Source organism: Actinomadura sp. 9N215 (assembly GCF_044326345.1).
Lineage (GTDB): Bacteria > Actinomycetota > Actinomycetes > Streptosporangiales > Streptosporangiaceae > Spirillospora.
Genome location: NZ_JBIRBA010000004.1, coordinates 226,141 through 245,074 on the forward strand (window position 1 = coordinate 226,141; position 18,934 = coordinate 245,074).

General features: G+C 71.5%; 17 protein-coding genes. 11 read left to right on the plus strand and 6 right to left on the minus strand.

All coding sequences use genetic code 11. The annotated features are described in order from the left end of the window. Positions 1 to 119 precede the first annotated feature (119 nt). Positions 120 to 2,399, plus strand: a complete 2,280-nt coding sequence (locus ACH34T_RS09225; protein WP_395991575.1) for a M28 family peptidase — start codon at positions 120 to 122, stop codon at positions 2,397 to 2,399. Positions 2,400 to 2,427: 28 nt separating this feature from the next. Here the strand turns inward: ACH34T_RS09225 and ACH34T_RS09230 are convergent, their stop codons facing one another. The 3 genes from ACH34T_RS09230 to ACH34T_RS09240 form a co-directional block, all read right to left on the minus strand. Further along, entirely contained in the window at positions 2,428 to 2,637 is a 210-nt protein-coding gene (locus ACH34T_RS09230; protein ID WP_395991576.1) for a CDGSH iron-sulfur domain-containing protein, read from the minus strand. Between the two features lie 19 nt (positions 2,638 to 2,656). Then, positions 2,657 to 3,670, minus strand: coding sequence for an iron-containing redox enzyme family protein (locus tag ACH34T_RS09235; protein ID WP_395991577.1), 1,014 nt, complete (start codon positions 3,668 to 3,670; stop codon positions 2,657 to 2,659). Positions 3,671 to 3,874: 204 nt separating this feature from the next. Then, positions 3,875 to 4,360, minus strand: a complete 486-nt coding sequence (locus tag ACH34T_RS09240; protein WP_395991578.1) for a winged helix-turn-helix transcriptional regulator — start codon at positions 4,358 to 4,360, stop codon at positions 3,875 to 3,877. 151 nt (positions 4,361 to 4,511) lie between these two features. Here ACH34T_RS09240 and ACH34T_RS09245 point away from each other — a divergent pair, with 151 nt between their 5' ends. Both ACH34T_RS09245 and ACH34T_RS09250 read left to right on the plus strand, forming a co-directional pair. Continuing rightward, positions 4,512 to 4,865, plus strand: coding sequence for a VOC family protein (locus ACH34T_RS09245; RefSeq protein ID WP_395991579.1), 354 nt, complete (start codon positions 4,512 to 4,514; stop codon positions 4,863 to 4,865). 418 nt (positions 4,866 to 5,283) lie between these two features. Further along, positions 5,284 to 6,111, plus strand: coding sequence for a DUF4394 domain-containing protein (locus ACH34T_RS09250; protein ID WP_395991580.1), 828 nt, complete (start codon positions 5,284 to 5,286; stop codon positions 6,109 to 6,111). Positions 6,112 to 6,359: 248 nt separating this feature from the next. Here the strand turns inward: ACH34T_RS09250 and ACH34T_RS09255 are convergent, their stop codons facing one another. Next, positions 6,360 to 7,007 (minus strand): DUF4360 domain-containing protein, encoded by a 648-nt coding sequence (locus ACH34T_RS09255; RefSeq protein WP_395991581.1) that lies wholly within the window; start codon positions 7,005 to 7,007, stop codon positions 6,360 to 6,362. 414 nt (positions 7,008 to 7,421) lie between these two features. On the opposite strand from ACH34T_RS09255, the gene ACH34T_RS09260 reads away from it, so the two are divergent. From ACH34T_RS09260 to ACH34T_RS09290, 7 genes are all read left to right on the plus strand, one after another. Then, positions 7,422 to 7,580, plus strand: a complete 159-nt coding sequence (locus tag ACH34T_RS09260) for a hypothetical protein (RefSeq protein WP_395991582.1) — start codon at positions 7,422 to 7,424, stop codon at positions 7,578 to 7,580. Between the two features lie 168 nt (positions 7,581 to 7,748). After that, complete coding sequence (locus ACH34T_RS09265) at positions 7,749 to 8,405, plus strand: M15 family metallopeptidase (protein ID WP_395991583.1); 657 nt, start codon at positions 7,749 to 7,751, stop codon at positions 8,403 to 8,405. Next, positions 8,402 to 9,532: an alanine racemase gene (gene alr / locus ACH34T_RS09270; protein ID WP_395991584.1), complete on the plus strand. Its 1,131-nt coding sequence runs from the start codon at positions 8,402 to 8,404 to the stop codon at positions 9,530 to 9,532. Before ACH34T_RS09265 ends, alr begins: the two co-directional genes overlap by 4 nt. A 162-nt stretch (positions 9,533 to 9,694) precedes the next feature. Continuing rightward, positions 9,695 to 10,678 (plus strand): D-alanine--D-alanine ligase, encoded by a 984-nt coding sequence (locus tag ACH34T_RS09275; RefSeq protein WP_395991585.1) that lies wholly within the window; start codon positions 9,695 to 9,697, stop codon positions 10,676 to 10,678. 125 nt (positions 10,679 to 10,803) lie between these two features. After that, positions 10,804 to 11,511 (plus strand): response regulator transcription factor, encoded by a 708-nt coding sequence (locus tag ACH34T_RS09280; protein ID WP_395991586.1) that lies wholly within the window; start codon positions 10,804 to 10,806, stop codon positions 11,509 to 11,511. Next, a complete protein-coding gene (locus ACH34T_RS09285) occupies positions 11,504 to 12,646 on the plus strand; it encodes a sensor histidine kinase (RefSeq protein ID WP_395991587.1) in 1,143 nt (380 codons plus the stop codon). Before ACH34T_RS09280 ends, ACH34T_RS09285 begins: the two co-directional genes overlap by 8 nt. A 145-nt stretch (positions 12,647 to 12,791) precedes the next feature. Next, positions 12,792 to 14,156: a tetratricopeptide repeat protein gene (locus ACH34T_RS09290; protein ID WP_395991588.1), complete on the plus strand. Its 1,365-nt coding sequence runs from the start codon at positions 12,792 to 12,794 to the stop codon at positions 14,154 to 14,156. Between the two features lie 84 nt (positions 14,157 to 14,240). Here the strand turns inward: ACH34T_RS09290 and ACH34T_RS09295 are convergent, their stop codons facing one another. Continuing rightward, on the minus strand, positions 14,241 to 17,108 hold the full coding sequence (locus ACH34T_RS09295; protein WP_395991589.1) for an ATP-binding protein: 2,868 nt from the start codon (positions 17,106 to 17,108) through the stop codon (positions 14,241 to 14,243). 264 nt (positions 17,109 to 17,372) lie between these two features. After that, on the minus strand, positions 17,373 to 17,984 hold the full coding sequence (locus tag ACH34T_RS09300) for a hypothetical protein (protein ID WP_395991590.1): 612 nt from the start codon (positions 17,982 to 17,984) through the stop codon (positions 17,373 to 17,375). 352 nt (positions 17,985 to 18,336) lie between these two features. Here ACH34T_RS09300 and ACH34T_RS09305 point away from each other — a divergent pair, with 352 nt between their 5' ends. Then, complete coding sequence (locus tag ACH34T_RS09305; RefSeq protein WP_395991591.1) at positions 18,337 to 18,888, plus strand: dihydrofolate reductase family protein; 552 nt, start codon at positions 18,337 to 18,339, stop codon at positions 18,886 to 18,888. The last annotated feature ends 46 nt before the right edge of the window (positions 18,889 to 18,934 follow it).

The window sequence follows — 18,934 nt, forward strand, 5'->3', positions numbered from 1 at the left end:
CCACCCCTCTGACGCGCCGCAAGTAGGGGGAAGTCCCGACTGAGATCGGGGATCCGGCGGCGAAATGATCGGCGTGCCCCGCACATTTCCGCCAGGACCGAAATGGAGGCGATCGCCGGATGCGCGTGCGCGCCGACCGATTGATCCTTGCCGCCCTCGTCCTGGCGGTCGTGGTGCTCGGCCTCCTGGCCCTCCGGCCCCTGGAGCCGCGGGACCCGTCCCCGGCCGGCGCGCCCGCCGCCGAGTTCTCCGCCGGGCGTGCGCGCGCCGACGTCCGGGCGATCGCGGCGCGGCCCCATCCGACCGGGTCCGACGCCGCCCGCGCGGTGCGGGCGCACATCGTCGAGCGGCTGCGCGGGCTCGGGCTCGCGCCCCGCGTGCAGTCGGCCGGCACCGCGGCCGGGGCGTCCCGCCGGGACCATCTCGCCGGGAAGGTCGAGAACGTCCACGCCACCGTGCCCGGACGGCGGAGCACCGGGACGGTGATCCTGGTGGCCCACTACGACTCGGCGCCGAAGTCCCCGGGGGCGTCCGACGACGGGATCGGCGTGTCCGCGCTGCTGGAGATCGCGCGCGTCCTGACGGCCGGGCCGCGCCCACGCAACGACGTCGTGCTGCTCTTCACCGACGGCGAGGAGCGGGGGCTGCTCGGCGCCCACGCGTACCTGCACGGCGGGCAGGCGCCGTCCCCGGACCGGTCGGTGGTGCTCAACCTGGAGGCCCGCGGGACGAGCGGCCCGGTGCTCATGTTCGAGACCGGCCCCGGCGGGCGGCGGCTGGTTTCGTCGCTACGCCACGCGCCGCCGTTCACCACGTCGGTCGCGGACGAGGTGTATCGGCGCCTGCCCAACGACACCGATTTCACCGAGTTCCGCGACGCCGGCTTCACCGGGATGAACTTCGCGATCGTCGGCGGAGGCGCCCGCTACCACACCGCCGAGGACAGCATCCGGAACTTCAGCCAGGACAGCCTCCAGGACATGGGGACCGTCGTGCTGGCGGCGACCCGGGAGCTCGCCCGCTCCGACCTCGGCGCCGCCCGGGGGCCGGACGCGGTGTTCTTCACCGTGTTCGGACAGCTCGTGGTCTATCCCGGTTGGCTGGCGCTCCCGCTGGCGCTCGCCGGGATCGCGGCCTTCGCCGCCGCCCTGTGGTGGTCGCGGCGGCGGGAGAGAATCCGGCCGCGGGAGGTCGCGATCGGCGCGGCGTCCCTGCCGCTCCCGCTCCTCGCCTCGGCCGTCGTCGGCTGGGCGGGCTGGACGGTGCTGGCCATGGCGCGTCCCGGCTACGGGACGCTGCCGACCGGCGAGCCCTACCGGGCCGGGCCCCTCGCGGCCGGGCTGGCGCTCCTCGCTGCGGCGCCCGCGCTGGCGTGGATCTTCAAGGCCCGCCGAAGGCTCCGCACCCCGGAGCTCATCGCGACGGTGACCGGCTGGCTCTGCCTCCTGTCCGTGCTGACCGCGCTGGTCGTGCCCGGCGCGCACTACCTGTTCACGCTGCCGGCCCTCGCGGGGACGGTCGCGTTCCTCCCGTTCGCCGTCCGGGGATGGCGGATGGCGGCCGGGGCGCTCTTCGCGGCCACGACGATCGTCCTGGTGGTCCCGTTCGCCGTGCTGCTGTTCCCGGTCCTGGGGCTGCCGCTGGGGATGGCGCCGCTCGTCCTGCTGACGCTCAGCGGGCTCGCCGGTGCTCCGCTGGTCGCCCGGCTGCCCCGTCCTCGGGTCGCCGTCGCGGTCTGCGCGGTCGCGGGGGTGCTCGTCCTCGGCGCGGGAGCCGTCCGTGACACGGCCGACGCGCGGCACCCGGCGCACGTCTCCCTCGCCTACCTCGTGGACGCCGATCGAGGGACGGCCCGGTGGGCGAGCGAATCGTCCGGCCCCGCGTGGGTGGACCGTCGTACGCCCGGCCGCTCCACCAATCTTGAGGACGATTTCCCCGCTCTGCTCGCGCCCGGCGGATACCGCACAGGGCCCGCACCGATCGCGCCGGTGCCCGCACCGGCCGTTTCCAAGGCGACGGTGAAGGACGTGGCGCCGGGCGTCCGGGAGTTCCGGGTCCGGGTGACCATCGGGCCCGGGAAGGCGTCGGTCCTCGGCGTCTACCTCGACGTGCGGCGGCAGACCGTCGAGGCGGCCCGCGTCGACGGCGCCGCGGTGCACGGCGGAAGGAACCGGCCGTTCGCGGACGGCGCCTGGAAATGGGGCGTCGAGTTCGCCGGGCCCGGCGAGCGGGTCGATCTGGCGCTGCGGATCAAGGGCCCCGGGCCCGTCCGCATGCGGCTGACGGCGGAGACCGGCACCGTTCCGGCCGCCGCGCTCGGCACCGCGCTCCCGGCCGACCTGACCTGGTCGGCCATCGATTCCGGTAAGACGCTGGTCGCCCGCACCCACACGCTCTGAGCGTCCGGGTGTCGAGCGCGGGAACGGCTCAGGTGGCGCTGCGGGCGGCGCCGCGCAGCGCGTGGTTGCCGTCGCAGAACGGCTTGAGGGCGGACAGGCCGCACCGGCAGAGCGCGATGGTCTCCCGTCCGGGGTCGATCTCCTCGCGGTCTTTGTCCTGGAGCCTGTAGGCGCCCCGCACGACGGCCGGTCCGTTCTCGTAGACGGTGATCTCGACCGGTGGCTGCTCGTCCGACATGATCTGCTCCTGCTCTCTCTCAGACCGCGGCGAGCTCGTGCAGCGACGTGCCCTCCGCCGCCCACGCGTCGACGACCGTGCGGGCGAACAGGCCCCGGACGTTGAGCGTGGCCAGCGCGCCGACGACGACGCGGTCCCATTCGGCCGGGTAGTCGGCGACGAACGCGCCGCACATGTCGTGGGCGGCCAGCTGCTCGTGGACGGCGTCGGCGAGGACGTGCTCGTCGTAGAACCAGCGCGCCTTCTTCGACGCGCCGACCCGGCCCAGGCCCTCGCTGAAGCGGCGGTTGATGAACGACGAGCCGATCTCGGTCGCCGCGAGGTTGCCGAGAATCCGCCCGCGCCAGCGGCGGTGCAGGCCGAACATCGACCTGAGGTTGTGGATGCTGAGCGCGACGGCCGGGATCCGGTCGACGTACGCCCCGTACTCCGGGTCGAGGTCCAGTTCGGACATCAGGATCGCGTACAGGTCGGCGTGGCTGCGGCCCGGCATTCCGCCGCCGTACTCGTCGGCCTGGATCTCGATCAGCGCGCTCTTGGCGCGGCCGTTCACCCGCGGGATGGCCCACGTGTGGGCGTCGGCCTCGTGCAGGCCGTCGATCGACCGGTGGATCACCATTTCCTTGAACTGCTCGATGGTCGCGTTCTGGTGCATGAACTTCAGCAGCCCGGCCGGGGTGGCGGGGCCGCAGACGTCCATCAGGAACGCGGGCACCCCCTCCGGGGTCAGGCCCTCGGGCGGCCGCACCTCGGCGAGGACGTCCCGGTCGTACACGTCCTCCAGCGCGCCGCGCACGGCCAGCAGCGACGGCTGCCACTCCCACCGCTCGTCGACGCCGTCGAAGCCGTCGTAGGTGAGCCCGTAGCAGGTCCACAAGCTGATCTGGACGTCCTCATCGGACCGGGCGTCCGCGGTGGTCTCAGGGAGCGCGTCGACCAGCTCGGCGAGCTGGGACGGCACCGGTCCGGGTTCGCCGGCCAGGCAGGCGAACAGCCCGGTGCTGACGGGTCCTCGGGGAGCGGGCAGCCGCATGGCGTTCTCCGATCTGATGGGTGACGCCCAATATGCCAACCATTCTTGACATAGGGCTGACCGAACGCTGACGCATTACCGGCCAACCCGCCCAAGCGAACGATCAGAAGCCTCAACGAGCCTTTCTGCAAAGGCGAAGAATTGGGACTCGGCCGACGGACAAAGGCGTCCGTCAGCGCGTCGGCTCGTCCTGCCAGCGTGGGCTCAGCTCGGGCCTGCGGCCTTTGCCGCGGGGGCGGAGGGCATGCCGGGGCCGATCGTGGCCTGGATCTCGGCCGGGTCGTCGACGCGGCCGCAGTGCGCGCACACCGTCTGCTGGGTGATTCCTGAGCCGCACACCGAGTGGGTGTAGATGATCGGCGGCTCCCCGTCGGTCTCCCACCGGTCGCCCCACATGGAGAGCGCCACCAGCGCGGGCGCGAGCGCACGCCCCTTGTCGGTCAGCAGGTACTCGTACAGTGCGGGCTGCTCGGAATACCTGTGGCGCCGCATGATCCCGGCGTCGACGAAGCCGTCGAGCCGGGCCTTGAGGACGTTGGTCGCGATGCCCAGGCCGCGCTGGAAGTCGCTGTAGCGGGTCGCGCCCCCGAACAGGGCGTCGCGAACGATCAGCAGGCTCCAGCGTTCGCCGACCACCTCCAGTGCGCGGGCGATCGAGCACACCTGTGAGTCGTAGGTCTTCCCCAGCATGCACTCGAGTCTACCGGGGGTACTTGCTTCATGAAAGCGTCTAGGTTACGGTGACTTGCATGATGCAAGCGGCTCAGGGTCGGAATTTCACCACGGCCGGCCGAGCGGGCCGAGCAGTCCCGCGCATGAATCGACGACGAGGAGATCTGGAATGATCACGCCGAAACCCGGCAGCATCCTTCTTGGCACCACCCGGCCCGCGGAACTGCGCGACTGGTACCGCAAGGCGCTCGCGCCGGGACACGAAGGCGAAGGGCCGATCGATCTCGGCGGCCTCCTCCTGGTCATCGACCAGCGCGACGACGTCGACGTGAAGAACAACGAGCCGGGCCGGATGATCCTCAACTTCCACGTCGACGACTTCGACGCCGTCGAGGCGCAGCTGCGGGCGGCCGGCGTGGACTGGGTCGTTCCCGTCGCGGACCGCCCCGCCGGCCGCTTCGGGACGTTCGCAGACCCGGACGGCAACTACCTCCAGATCATCCAGTTCAAGCAGGACGCATAAAGTCCTTAGGCAGACGACGCATAAGTCCAGGCGTCGCCGCACGAAACTCATGCCCGGCCAGCAGCCGCCATCCGCTGGCCGGGCACGCGTATTAAAGGCCATCTCCCCGCATCGGCAGGGCCAGGCGATGTCCTGGTGCGGACGTTCGGCGAAACCCGCAGGTCACCCTGGAATGACCGTCTGCGGACAGCCGTCGGCGATGACCCGTCCCCGCACCTGGTGCACGATGAGCGTGCGGAGGACGAAAAGCCGCCTTCCGCACCGCTCCCCCGACAGTCGCGCTTTTCTCTCGAGGCCGGCACGAAGAATCGCCCGGCCAATTTCGCCTGCATAAAACCGCACATGGCCTCGATCACCCATGGCGTTTTCTGGCGAAGCCACCGGATCGTCCGGCATGGCTTGTGAAAGGAGAGGGTCGATGAAGGCACGAATCAAGTGGGGAATGACCGCTCTGGCCACCGCGGCGGCGTTGGTCGCCGTGGTTCCGGGCAACGGCTCAGCCGATACCGTCAAGCTGAACGCCTACGGGATCTCCAGCGACGGCACGCTGATGGCCGGGTTCAAGACCGACAACCCGCAGGTGCTCGACTGGGTGAGAAACCCGGTGGGCCTGGTCACCGACACCTCGCTGATCGGGATCGACTTCCGGGTGCAGGACGGCAAGTTGTACGCCGTCGGCAACTACGGCGGCATCTACACGGTGTCGCTCGACGCGGGATCCGAATGCACCCTCACGAAGGTCTCCCAGCTCACCGTGGCACTGAAGGGCACCTATTTCGGGGTCGACTTCAATCCGGCGGCCGACCGGCTGCGCCTGATCAGCGACACCGGCCAGAACCTCCGGCACGACCTCAACACCAACACCACGGCCATTGACAGCCCCCTGTCCGCCACGAACGTCACTGCCGCCGCCTACACCAACAACGACCTCAACCCCGACACCGCGACCACGTTGTTCGACGTCGGCACCGACACCGACCAGGTCGTCATCCAGTCCCCGCCCAACAACGGCACCCTGGTCGCGACCGGCTCCCTTGGCGTGAACGCGGGGCCCAACGCCGGCCTCGACATCTACAGCGACCTCAGCAAGGGCAAGACGATCTCGAACTCGGCCTTCGGGACCTTCGTCCCGGCCGGCGGCGGCGCCACCTTCTACACCGCCGATCCGCTCACCGGCGCGGCCACCCCGGTGGGCAGATTCCCTCTCGCCATCACCGACGTCGCCATCGCACTCGACCCGAGCTGACTCCCACCGGACGACCGCCACGGTGAGCCCGCCCCGACCTGCGGGCCGGGCTCACCGCCCGGCCCGGCCCTGCCCTGCGTTCCATGAGCAGCGCGGACCCCGACGTCCAACGGCCGTGCGCGGGTTCCAGGCCACCGGTCAGCCGAGCTGCCCGGACAGGCCGACGATGATCAAAGCGGCAGGCCCGCGCCTGCCGCTTCGTGATCGACGTCCGCACCCGTTGAGCGCCGCTCGGGTGCGTGTTCCGATTACGGGCACTGCTTCCAGGAGTAGTGGTAGGTCGTCTCGATGCTGCCGTCGGCGGAGTCCATGCCGATGTAGCTGACCTGCGACGCGTCCGACGTCCCCTGGTCGGCTCGTACTTCCGTGTTGATGTTGAAGTTCCGCTGCTCACCGCAGGGTGACCACACGAGCTGGGACACGTCGACGCGGTCGGTGTTCTGCCAGTTGTCCTCGAAGGGGCCCGCCAGGGAATGCGAGAACTCCCTGGTGTTCGGATCGCCCTGGAAGTAGTAGCCGGCGAGCTGGGTGGCGCTCGCGCCCTTCTGCAATGAGGCGTAGCCGCGGTAGTCCGTCGACGAGACGGCGTAGGTGAAGCCCTGGGGGACGTGCACTCTGAGGTTGATCTGGCAGTTCTTGCGGTCGTCGGTGGGCGCGGACGAGCCGCCCGTCTGGGCGACGTACTTGCTGTACGTGACCGTGAAGGCGTCGTTGTCGTCCGACAGGGCGATCGCGGCGGTGCCGGGCGGGCATCCGGTGCCGTTGACGGTCGCGATGTCGATGGTGACCCCCTTGGGGCCGTGTTCGAGCAATTGCTCGGACGCGGCGGCGGGGGCGACGGACACCGCGGTCATGGCGAGCGCGGCGGCGGCAGAAATTGCGATCCCTTTACGCATGCGATTCCCCTGCTCGAAACTAGATTTTCCGCTGTAGGTATGGATTGAACGGATCGTCAAATGGCTACATGCTTAAGATCTGGACGAATGGTAACCTCAATGGTTAAGTAGTGTCAATCAAGTGTTTTCAACATTTCGATTCACTTGAACTGACAGGCGAGAGGCGTCTCGGCCGGCTTGATCATCGATTATCGAGCGGCAGTGTCGACTCTTTGACAAAGCATCGTTCCAACAGGCGTTCCGTGCGCCGCGCAGGACGACGGGCGGGCGGTACGCGCATCCGCGAATGGCCGGAAACGGTCGGCATGGTTTCGCTCCGGCGCCGTCCACGACCCCGGGGCATGGCCGGAAAGTACCTCCCGATGTCATTCATGACACTCGGCGAGGCGGTGCCCGGTCGGCCAGGCTGGCCTCATGAGAGCAGAGCAGAACACGCCAGACCACGTGTGGTCCGCCGTCCAGGACGCCCCCATCCGCGAGCTGTTCCCAGGTATCCGCGCGCACCCAGGTACCTCGCACGTCCCGCGGACGACGGCGGGCTGCACGCTGTTCCTCCTCTACCCGGAGGGTTAGAGGTGGTGGCTGCGGTGTATTGCGGGCGTATCGAAAACCGCATACGCCGTCGCAACGGCCCTCCGCCTTCAGTGAAGGCATGGAACACAGCGCATCACGCCCCGCTCTCGCCGACCGGGGCCCTGATCACGGCCCGACCCTCGCGCGGTAGTCATGGCGGATCCATCCATGGCGATCAAAGTGCGCGTCCTGGCGGCCGTCACCCGGCTCGTCGCGGTGTTGCTGGTGCCGGTCGCGTGCTGCCGCGCACCGGGCCGGGCCCGCTTCCTGGCCTGCCAGTGGGCGCTCGGGCTGCGCTTCCCCGCCGAGGACCTGCGCGGGCTGGCGCCGGAGGCGCTGGCGGCGTTCACGCACGCGCGGGCCGAGGCGTTCTGGCGCGACGGGCAGCTGATCGGCCTCACCTCGGGATACCGCGACCCGGCCGAGCAGCACCGGATCTTCGCCGCGGAGGTGCGGCGCACCGGTTCGGTGTCCGCGGCGCGGCGCCGGGTGCTGCCGCCGCAGGAGTCCAGCCACGTGCGGGGGCTCGCGCTCGACGTCCGGCCGACCGAGGGCGCGCGGTGGCTCGAACGGCACGGCGGACGGTACGGGCTCTACCGCGTCTACGACAACGAGTGGTGGCACTTCGAGTACCGCACGGTCGAACCGGTCCGGCTGCCGCATCCGGACGCCGCGGCCTGGCCGCCTGAGCACGGCGCCGTGTACGGACTGTGCCGGACCTACGGCGATGACTCCTGGCATTACGGGCTGCGCCCCGGTGCCGCCGGCGACGGCCGCCCGCCGATGTTCGCGGATCCGGCCGAGGACCCGAGGTCGCGGCCGTGAGCCGGGTCCCGGTCGCGCTTGAGCGGCGGTCGGGCGCCGTGCGGCCGCCGACCCTGCAGACGCTGCCGGTGGCGGTGACCGCGAACGTGGCCAGGGTCCGCGCGCGGACCGCGAGCACGATCATGGCGGTGGTCAAGGCCGACGGCTACGGTCACGGCGCCGTCACGGTCGCCAGGGCCGCCGTCGCCGCCGGCGCCGGGTGGCTCGGGACGACGAGCGTCGCGGAGGCCTGCGCGTTGCGCGCCGCGGGGCTGGCGGTGCCGATCCTCACCTGGCTGCACCCTTACGGGATCGACGCCGAGGCGGCGGTGGCCGCAGGCGTCGACGTGGCGGTCGGGTCGGTGGACGAACTCGACGCGCTCGTCGCGCGAGCCCCCTCGACGGTGCGGGTCCATCTGCACATGGACACCGGGATGTCGCGGGGCGGCTGCCCCCGCGGGCAGTGGGACGAGCTCATCGGTCTCGCTCAGCGCGGTCAGCAGATCGGGAGGGTCAGCGTCGGGGGCGTCATGGGGCATCTCGCGCTGGCCGATCGGGCCGACCCCGCGGCGAACGCGGCGGCGGTCGCCGGTATGCGCGAGGCGCGGCGGGCCGTCCGGGCGGCGGGGCTCGGGACGCCGCCGGCGCATCTCGCGGCCACGTCGGGGACGCTGACCGACCCGGCGACGCATTTCGACATGGTCCGGGTCGGCGCCGGACTGGTTGGCATCGACCCCTCGGAGACCGTGGAAATGCGCGGCGCGTCCCGTCTGACCGCGACGATCGTGCATACGACGGCGGCCGCGGCCGGGACGCCGGTCGGCTACTCCGGCGCGTACGTCACCGATCGCGCGACCCATCTGAGCGTCCTGCCCGTCGGGTACGCCGACGGGATCCCGCGGGAGTGCTCGTCCCAGGCGGGCGTTGAGATCCGCGGGCGCCGTTTCCCGGTCGTGGGACGCGTCTCGATGGACCAGATCGTGATCGACACCGGCGCCGCGTCCTTCCCCGCCGGCACGACGGCGACCGTCTTCGGCCCGGACGGGGGCGCGACGCCGTCCGTCCAGGACTGGGCCCGCTGGGCCGGGACCATTCCGCACACCATCGTCACCGGCATCGGACCGCGCGTGAAAAGGACGACCGCCTGAAGGAAATGCGCTGAAAGGAACACCGCTTGAGAAGAGCAGCGCGCGAAAAGGACCAGCGCTTGAAAGGAGCCGAGTGTGAGACGACCGCCGCATGAAGGGGAGCAGCGCATGAACGGGAGCAGCGTGCGAAGGGGAGCAAAGCGTGAAAGAGAGCAGGGTGTGATGCGGCGGGTCGTGGTGATCGGGGGCGGGGCCAACGCCGAGCATGACGTGTCCCTGAGCACGGCCGCTGCGGTCGCGGGGGCGCTGCGTTCCGGCGGATTCGACGTCGAGGAGCTGACCATCGGGCGCGACGGGACGTGGCGGCGCGGAGCCGACGCGCTCGGGTCGCGGGCGATCGGGTCCCTGGCTGCGGCGCTGGGCGTCATCGAGGGCGCCGACGCCGTCTTCCCCGCGGTGCACGGCCCGTCCGGCGAGGACGGGACGCTCGCGGCGTTGTGCGCCCTGGCGGACACGCCGATGGTCGGCTCGGGGCTGCGCTCCGGGGCGCTCGGCATGGACAAGTGGGCGACCAAGCTCGTGGCGCAGGCCGTCGGGATCCGCACCGCTCCCGGACGGCTGGTCGCGGCGGCGGACGTCGACGGCGTCGAGTTCGAGGCGCCCGCGGTGGTGAAGCCGGTCTCGGCCGGGTCGAGTTACGGGGTCGCCCTGGCCCGCGACGCGTCCGGGCTACGCGACGCCCTGCGCGACGCGGCGCGGTTCGACGACCGGATCCTGGTCGAGGACGTCGTCGAGGGCCGGGAGATCGACGTGGGCGTGCTGCGTGAGGCCGGCGGACGCCGATGGGCGGCGCCGCCGCTGGAGATCCACGCCGACGGCCTGTTCGACACCCGGTCGAAGTACGACGGTTCGGCCCGGTTCAGCGTGCCCGCCGACCTCGGCGGCGCGGACCTGGCGGCCCTGACCGGGGCGGCGCTGCGGATGTTCGACGCGCTCGGCTGCGCCGGGGTCGCCCGCGTCGACTTCTTCCTCACCGAGCACGGACCCGTCCTCAACGAGATCAACACCATGCCGGGAATGACGGCCCACTCCCAGGTGCCCAGAATGTTCGCCGCCGCCGGACTGACCTACGAACAGTTGGTCGCACGCCTGGTCGACGCCGCCACGGTCCCCCGGACCCACCGGCCCGAGGAGCTGAGCGTCTGAGGCCATGATCCCGCCGACCCGGGAAGGCCGCGTGGACGCGAACGGCGGTGGAGATCATGGCCGCCGCGGCGGGGGCGTCCGCTTCGCATATGCCGACGATAGGTCGTCTTGCATACCCTGCGTGTATGCGCGTGCTGATCGTGGAGGACGAGCCCTACCTGGCCGAAGCCGTCCGGGACGGTCTGCGGCTGGAGGCCATCGCCGCGGACATCGCCGGCGACGGCGACGCCGCCCTGGAGATGCTCAGCGTCAACTCCTACGACCTGGCGGTCCTGGACCGTGACATCCCGGGCCCGTCCGGCGACGAGGTCGCGCAGCGGATCGTCGCCTCCGGCAGCGGGATCCCGATCCTCATGCTCACCGCGGCCGACCGGATCGACGACAAGGCCTCGGGGTTCGGGCTCGGCGCCGACGACTACCTCACCAAGCCGTTCGAGCTCCGGGAGCTCGTCCTGCGGCTGCGGGCGCTGGACCGGCGGCGCGCGCACGCCAGGCCCCCGGTCAGCGAGATCGCGGGCCTGCGGCTCGACCCCTTCCGGCGGGAGGTCTTCCGCGACGGTCGCTACGTCGCGCTCACCCGCAAGCAGTTCGCGGTGCTCGAGGTCCTCGTCGCCGCCCAGGGCGGCGTCGTCAGCGCCGAGGAGCTGCTGGAGCGGGCTTGGGACGCCAACGCCGACCCCTTCACCAACGCCGTCCGCATCACCGTCTCCGCCCTGCGCAAACGGCTCGGCGAGCCGTGGCTCATCGCCACCGTGCCCGGCGTCGGCTACCGCATCGACCCCGGAGACGAGCCCGATGACGACCCCGTCCGCCCGGGTGACACTCATGAATAGACAGCCGGGGCTCAGCGCCCGGATGAAGCTCACCCTCAGCTACGCCGCGTTCCTCCTGGTCGCCGGCACGCTCCTGCTGGCCGTGGTGTGGGTGTTCCTGCTGCGCTACGTACCCGACGGCACGATCGACGTCGGCCCGTGGCGCGGCCCGCGCGGCGGGGAGCCTTCGCCGCCGTTCATCCCCAACCGCTCCGACCTCCAGCGCGCCTTCGTCCCCCGCGCGCTCCAGGCGCTGGGCTTCCTCCTGGTGTTCGGGCTCCTGGGTGGGTGGATCCTCGCCGGCCGGATGCTCGCGCCGCTCACCCGGATCGCGGACGCGGCGCGGCTCGCCGCCAACGGGTCGCTGTCCCACCGGATCCGCCTGGGCGGCTCCAACGACGAGTTCCGCGAACTCGCCGACGCGTTCGACATCATGCTCGAACAGCTCGAATCCCACGTCGCCGAACAGCAGCGGTTCGCCGCCAACGCCTCCCACGAGCTGCGCACCCCGCTGGCGATCTCGCGGACGCTGCTGGACGTCGCCCGCAACGACCCGGCGCGGGACCAGGGCGAGGTCCTCGACCGCCTGCACACCGTCAACACGCGGGCGATCGACCTCACCGAGGCCCTCCTGCTGCTCAGCCGCGCCGACCGGCAGAGCTTCACCCGCGAGCCGGTCGACCTGTCCCTCATCGCCGAGGAGGCCGCCGAGACGCTGCTCCCCTTCGCCGAGCACCGTCAGATCACGGTGGAGGTCACCGGCGAGAGGGCGCAGACCGTCGGCTCCGAGGCGCTCCTGCTGCGGATGGTGACCAACCTCGTCCAGAACGCGATCGTGCACAACCTTCCCGCCGGCGGCTCCGTGACGGTCCACACCAGGGCGCTGCACGACGCGAGCGTGCTGCAGGTCGAGAACACCGGGCATCGGGTCCCTGAGGAACTGGTACCGACCCTTACCGAGCCATTCCAGCGCGGAACACAACGCATTCGCACCGACCAGCACGCCGGTGTCGGGCTCGGGCTGGCCATCGTGCAGAGCATCGTCCGGGCGCACGGCGGAACCCTCGATCTCGCGCCCCGCCTCTCTGGGGGCCTCCTCGTCACGATCCGGCTCCCCCACCAGCCGCAGGCGCCGTCCCCGAACGGGTTCCACTAGATCGACGGGGTGTATCGCGGGCGTATCGAAAATCGCATACGCCGCCACAACAGTTCTCCCTCTTGGGTGGAGCCACGGACCACGCGGTCCGTGCCGGGGGCATGGCGCCCCGGCTTCCGAAGGTGACCACAAAGAGGAGAAACACGTGCCCGTTGACGGAGGATGGAACCGGCGTTCGCTGCTCCGCGGCGCCGCCGTGGTGGCCGGCGCCGCCGCGACCGCACCGCTGCTGGGCAAGGCGGCCACGGCGCACGCCGGCCCCGGCGACGCGGACGACGCGGACGCGTTGTTCCGGGCCGGGGAGTTCGAGCGGGCCGGCCGCGCCTACGAGGAGATCCTGAAAAAGGACCCAAAGAACGTGCACGCGGCCCGCCGGCGCGGCTATGTCGGGCTGCTGAGCAACAGATTCCCCGAGGCCGAGAAATATCTCACGATGGCCCTCGGGCTGGCGCCCGGCGACAAGGAGGCCAGCCAGTTCCTGGCCGACTGCTACACCCGGCAGGACAAGTTCTCTCTCGCCGTCCCGCATTGGCAGGCGGCGGGCGAGGACGTCTACGCGAAATGGTTCGCGGCGTTCCGCGGCGAGCCGTACCAGGTCCACGGCGACACAGGACGTGTGCCGTGGCGGCAGATGGACCCGTTTCCGCTGCTGGAGGGCTCGATCAACGGCGGACCGCCGAAGAACTTCATGTTCTACACCCGCGTCGCGTGGCTGGGCGTTTCCGCGAGGACGGCCAAGGAGGCCGGGCTGAGCGCCGTCGCCAGCCAGAAGATCGAGTACGCGGGCCGCACCATCTGGATGTACTTCGGGGTGCTGGGCTCCTTCAAGCTCGGCGGCATCGAGCTGCGCAACATCCCCGTGCAATGGTCGGACGACGCGGACGCTCCCACCCACGACGGAATCATCGGCACGTGGATCCTGTACCACTTCCTGACCACGGTCGACTATGCGGGCCGGTCGCTGATCCTGCGCCGCCGGACTCCCGAGACGGCCAGGAAAGCACGCGCCGACGCCGCCCGCGCGGGCGTCAAGCCGCTGCCGCTGTGGCTGGCCCGTGAGCACCTGCTGCACAGCCAGGGCAGCATCGCCGACTCCGGGACGAAGGTGGTGGCCCTGGACATCGGCGGAACCGGAGAACAGGTCGCGGGCATGTCCGTGGAAACGGCCGCACAATTGCGGGTCCGCACCGACTACGAGCGCCCGCTGGAGGCTTATGCCGGTGGTCAGCCGGTCATCAGCTACCCCTGCTACCCGAAGGAGGTCCGCCTCGGCGACGCCGCCGCCAAGAACGTCTACTGCTACGCGGACAAGGGCGGCGGGACCGGCGGCTTCGCGTCCGCGGACGCCCAGGGCAACGCCGCCCTGGCCGGCGCCGCAGAGGCCGGTGGGCCCGGCGACTTCGGGTTCGACGTGCTGGGCCACTTCTCCCACAGCTTCTACAAGCCCTACAACGTCACCCTCGACTTCACCGGCATGAACCTCTACATCGCCCACGGCAAGGCCACCTGAGGCGGGACGTCGCCGAAGGCGGCGCGTGGCCCGAGTCCTCGCCACCGAGGGCTCGGGCCTCGTTCCCAACGACTCGCTGGCCGGTCACATCCGGGTGACCTGGGCCCGCGACCGCACGTTGAGCTTGCGCAGCACCTTGGCGACGTGCTGCTCGACGGTCCGCGTCGACAGGACGAGCGCGTCGGCGATCTGCCGGTTGGTGTGGCCCAGCGCCACCAGCCGGGCCACCTCGCTCTCCCGGGGCGAGAGCTGGTCGCCGTAGCCGCGGCGGCCACGGCGCGACGGCAGGACGACGCCGTGACCGCGCAGCACCCGGCGGCAGCGCGCCGCGTCCCGGGACGCGCCGAGCGCCGCGAACTCGTCCACGAGCACGATCAGCTCCCGGATGCCGCCGCCCATGGTCATCCGGCACCGGGCCGCCGCCTCCGCGGCGAGCGCCGCATGGTACGGCTGCGGCAGGGCGGAGTAGGCCGCACAGGCCGCGCCGAACGCCTCGGCCGCGTCCGCCATGGAGTCGCGGGCCGCGGCGAGGATGCCCCGGCAGGCGGGGAGCGCGGCGGCGGCGAGCGGGGCGTCCCGTCCGGCGATGCCTTCGGCGAACTCCTCGGTCACCCGCTCGGCCTCCACGCGGGCGCCCGCGCGGACCAGGGCCGCGACGGACATCGGGGCCAGGTCGCCGGCCCACACCCAGATGCCCTTGGCGCGGATCCGGGCGATGCCCCGCCGGGCCTCGGCCACTCCCTCGTCGAGCTCGCCGCGCGCGGTGTGGAGGCGGGCCATCGCACCCGAGGCGGTGGCGAGGACCGTCGCGGGCGCGTTCCGGGGGCGGGCGAGCCCCGCGGCGTCCAGTTCCGCGGCGGCGGTGCGCCAGTTGCCGAGCGCGGCGGCCAGCAGGCCGAGCACGAGGTGGGCTTCCGCCGCGATGCTGGACACGCCCTGGACGATCTCCAGCGTCCGCCGCGCCCGCTCGGCGAGCCCGTCCCAGCGGCCCGCGGACCAGTCGAGGCGCAGCGCCGTGCCCTCCATCATCCCCTCGACGAACGGGGCGCCGCATTCGGCGGCGAGCCGTCCGCCCTCGGTGCGGAACCGCTGCGCCCGCGCGTAGTGGCCGAGCCAGGCGGCGGCGTCGGCGAAGTTCCCGCAGGCGCGCGCGGTCTGCCTGCGGTCGGTGTCGACGCCCGCGCCGTCGATGAGCGCCTCGGCACGTTCCCACACGGCCGGGTCGCCCGCGATCATCAGCAGCGCGAGGTGGTTGCCGCGTACCGCCGTCCGCACGGCGGGGTCGGGCTCCAGGGCCGCCAGTTCCTCGGCACGCTCGATCCACCGCCGGTAGACCCGGAACGGATGGACGTCCCAGCTCGGCATCGCCAGCGCCGCCATCCCCCGCGCCGCCAGCGCCGGACGCTCCCGCAGCTCCTCCACGGCGGTCTCGGTGCAGATCCGGCCCGCCTCGTAGTCGCCCATCTGGTTGTAGAGCAGCAGCCCCAGGTTCAGCCTGATCTCCCCGCGGACGGCGTCCGGGATGTGCTCGTCCCGGACGACGGCCCGCAACAGCTCGACGGCCCGGCGGTTGGTGAGCCCGAGCACCGCGTCCCGGCTGAACTCGACCGCGATCCTGGCGCGTTCCTCCCGTCCGAGACGGGGGTCGGACAGCAGTTCTTCCAGCAGTTCCACGGCGACCGCCAGATCGCCCATCTCCCGCGCGGAGGCCGCGGCGGCCTCGGCGTAGCGCTGCCACTCCGCCACCATCCCGGCCTCTCTCGCGTGGTAGGCGAGCTGGACGAGCGGCCGCGGCTCCTCGTCCGCCAGCGCGCGCACCGCCTGCCGGTGCAACCGGCACCGGTCCGGACCGGGCAGCGCGGAATAGACGGCCCGCTGGGCCAGCGCGTGCCGGAACCCGTACCTGTTCTTGGCCCACTCGTACAGCACCCCGGCGAGCAGCGCCTCGCGGACGGCCGACGAGCAGTCCGCGGACGACGGACGTCCCTCCGGCGCGCAGCCCATGACCGCCCCGATCAGCGCCTCCCCCGCCGGCAGGCGAAGCACCGAGGCGGCACGGACGGCGTCGGCCGCCGCGGGCGAGAGCAGTCTCATCCGATCCGCGATCGCCTCCTGGAGCAGCGTGGGCACCTCCATCCCGTCGAGCACCCCGACGTCCCCCGCCGACTCGGCCCGCACCGAGGCGGGCAGGGCCCGGACGACCTCCTCCACCACGAACGGAATGCCCGCACTGCGCCGGTGCAGTTCCTGGGCGAGATCCATCGCCGCCTCGGGAGCGCCGGTGACCGCGGCGAACAACCCGCGGACGCCCTGCACGTCGAGCGGACGGAGCGGCAGGAGCAGGGCCGTGGTGCCGGGAGGGTGCCGGAAGGCGCGTCCCAGCGGCAGCCGGTCACCCGACAGATCCTCCGGACGGTAGCTGAGCACCGCCGACAGGCCGGCGGGCGGATCGTCCACCAGGAACCGCAGCAGATCCCGGGTGCCGTCGTCGGCCCAGTGCAGATCCTCCACGACCATCACGGTCTCGCCGAGCGCGTCCAGCAGCGCATGGACGGCGCGGAACACCCGGTGCTCGCGGGCGCGGACGTCCTGCAGCGGCTCCGGCGCGGGCGGCAGCCGGTCGGCGAGCTCGGGCAGGTAGGGGCGCAGCGCACCGCAGACCGGGCTGAGCCCGGCGACCTGGTCCATGGGGAGGTGCCGCAGCAGTTCGAACACGGGCCCGTACGGGAACGGCTCGCGGAGCGGATGGCAGCGGCCGAGCAGGATCACGCGGTCCCGGACCGGCGGATGCCGGAGCGCCTCGTGGATCAGGCGGGACTTGCCGATCCCGGCCTCTCCCTCGACCAGCGCGACGGCGGGAGGACGGGCCACGGTTTCGAGCAACGAGTTCAGCTCGCCCGTACGGCCGATCAGAACGGGCGCGGCCGGGGTGCGAATGAGCGGGGGATTCATGGACGACTCCGGCGGGTGACGCCGCGGCAGGGACTGTGGCGGGGGGATTGGCAGCCGGTCACCGCGGTGACAGTGAAGTTAAGTCTTGTACCGGTCCGCGACAACCCCGCAACCCAAAATCCCTGGCCCTCGGCCCGTGGCGCCGGAGGGTTCGCCCGCACCCTGCGGTCCGCACAAAACGGCGTGTGTCCTCGCCGGTTTCCTGGCGAGGACACACGCCGTCTCGGGGTGCGGTGGGTGCGGCATTCACGCGCCGCGGAACGTTCAGTCGATGGGGACCAACGTCGTCTTACCCTTCTGGATGCCGCACATGGACGGGGCCATGACCTCCTGGGCACTGCCCCAGCCGGCGCACCGGTAGCTGCTGTGCCCGTACCAGTCGTGGCCGAACTCGTGCGCGGCGAGCAACCTCTGGTCTCTGACGCCGCCCATGTACAGCGCGATGCGCTGGCCCTGGCCCCAGTTGCAGCCGACGATCCGTCCGCCGCCGCCGCAGTCGGTGATGTAGCTGTTACGGCACTCCACCGGGGTCCCGCCGCTCTGGTCGAGCCCCTTCCACGCGGCCGCGCCCTGGGCGATCGTCGCCGCGTACTGCTGGCACGACGCCTGGAGGCGGTAGCTGCGGTCACTCGGGACGGGCCAGCCGCCGGGCGGGGGCTCCATGAGCGTGGAGCCCGACGCTTCGAGTTCCTCGGCGGTGATTCCGTGCGCCTCGCCGGCGTGCGCCTTGGCGCCGTGCGTCTTGGCGGTCTCGTGCGACGCGGCGTCGCCGTGACCGCTCGGGGTGAGATCGGCCTGCGCGGGGGCGCCCATCACGACGACGGCGGCGACCGTCAGCGCGGCCAGTCCAGATCTCCTCAGCCGTGTGCTCGGCATGAGCCTCTCCTCCATGGGGGGTTGGGGGTGTACCTCCCGGCGGCTGGCAGCCACCGGGACACACGGTCAATGGAGGAGGAGGGAGAAGCAATCCAGGAATCGAAAGATAGGTCTACGTATTCAATGACCGCCCTGGTCAGACGTTTCAGGGCGCGGCGGCGAAAGGACAGTGGCCGCCCTCGTCAGCATAGGCGGGTTCCGGCGCCCGCCGAATCAGGAAACGATTTCGGGCCGGAGTCTCTTCGGGCCGGTCCGTGGCGGTTCAGTGGTGGCACGGATGTCACCGCCGTCCGCCGGGGGACACGATCAGGACGTTCGACCCGTCACCGGCCGACGAAACAAGGAGAAGGCAATGCGACGTGTCATCAACTCGACCTACATGTCGATCGACGGCGTCGTCCAGGAGCCCCAGCGCTGGACGTTCGGCTACCGCAGCGAAGACGCCGCACAGTACGCGCAGGACCTGCTGTTCGACGCCGACGCGCTGATCATGGGACGCCGGACCTACGAGGTCTTCTCCGGGGCATGGCCGAAGATGACCGACGACACCGGCATGGCCGACCGCATGAACGCCCTGCCGAAGTTCGTCGCGTCCGACACGCTGACGAACCCGGCCTGGAACAACACCACGGTCACCGGGGTCGACGCCTTCCCGAGCCTGGTCCGCGACCTGAAGGACAAGCCGGGGCAGAACATCGTGCAGTACGGGTACGGCCCCTTGACGACCGCCCTGATCCGCGAGCGTCTCCTCGACGAACTGCACATCTGGCTGCACCCGCTCTTCTGCGGCGGCACCGAGCCGGGCGACCTCATCTCGCACCACGCGATCGACGCCAAGTTCCATCTCGCCGACGTGCGGCACTACGACTCCGGTGTGGTCATCCTGAACTACCAGCCGGTCTGATCCGGACCCCGCCGCCGCGAGGTGGGGCGGCGGGTGCCGTCAGGGA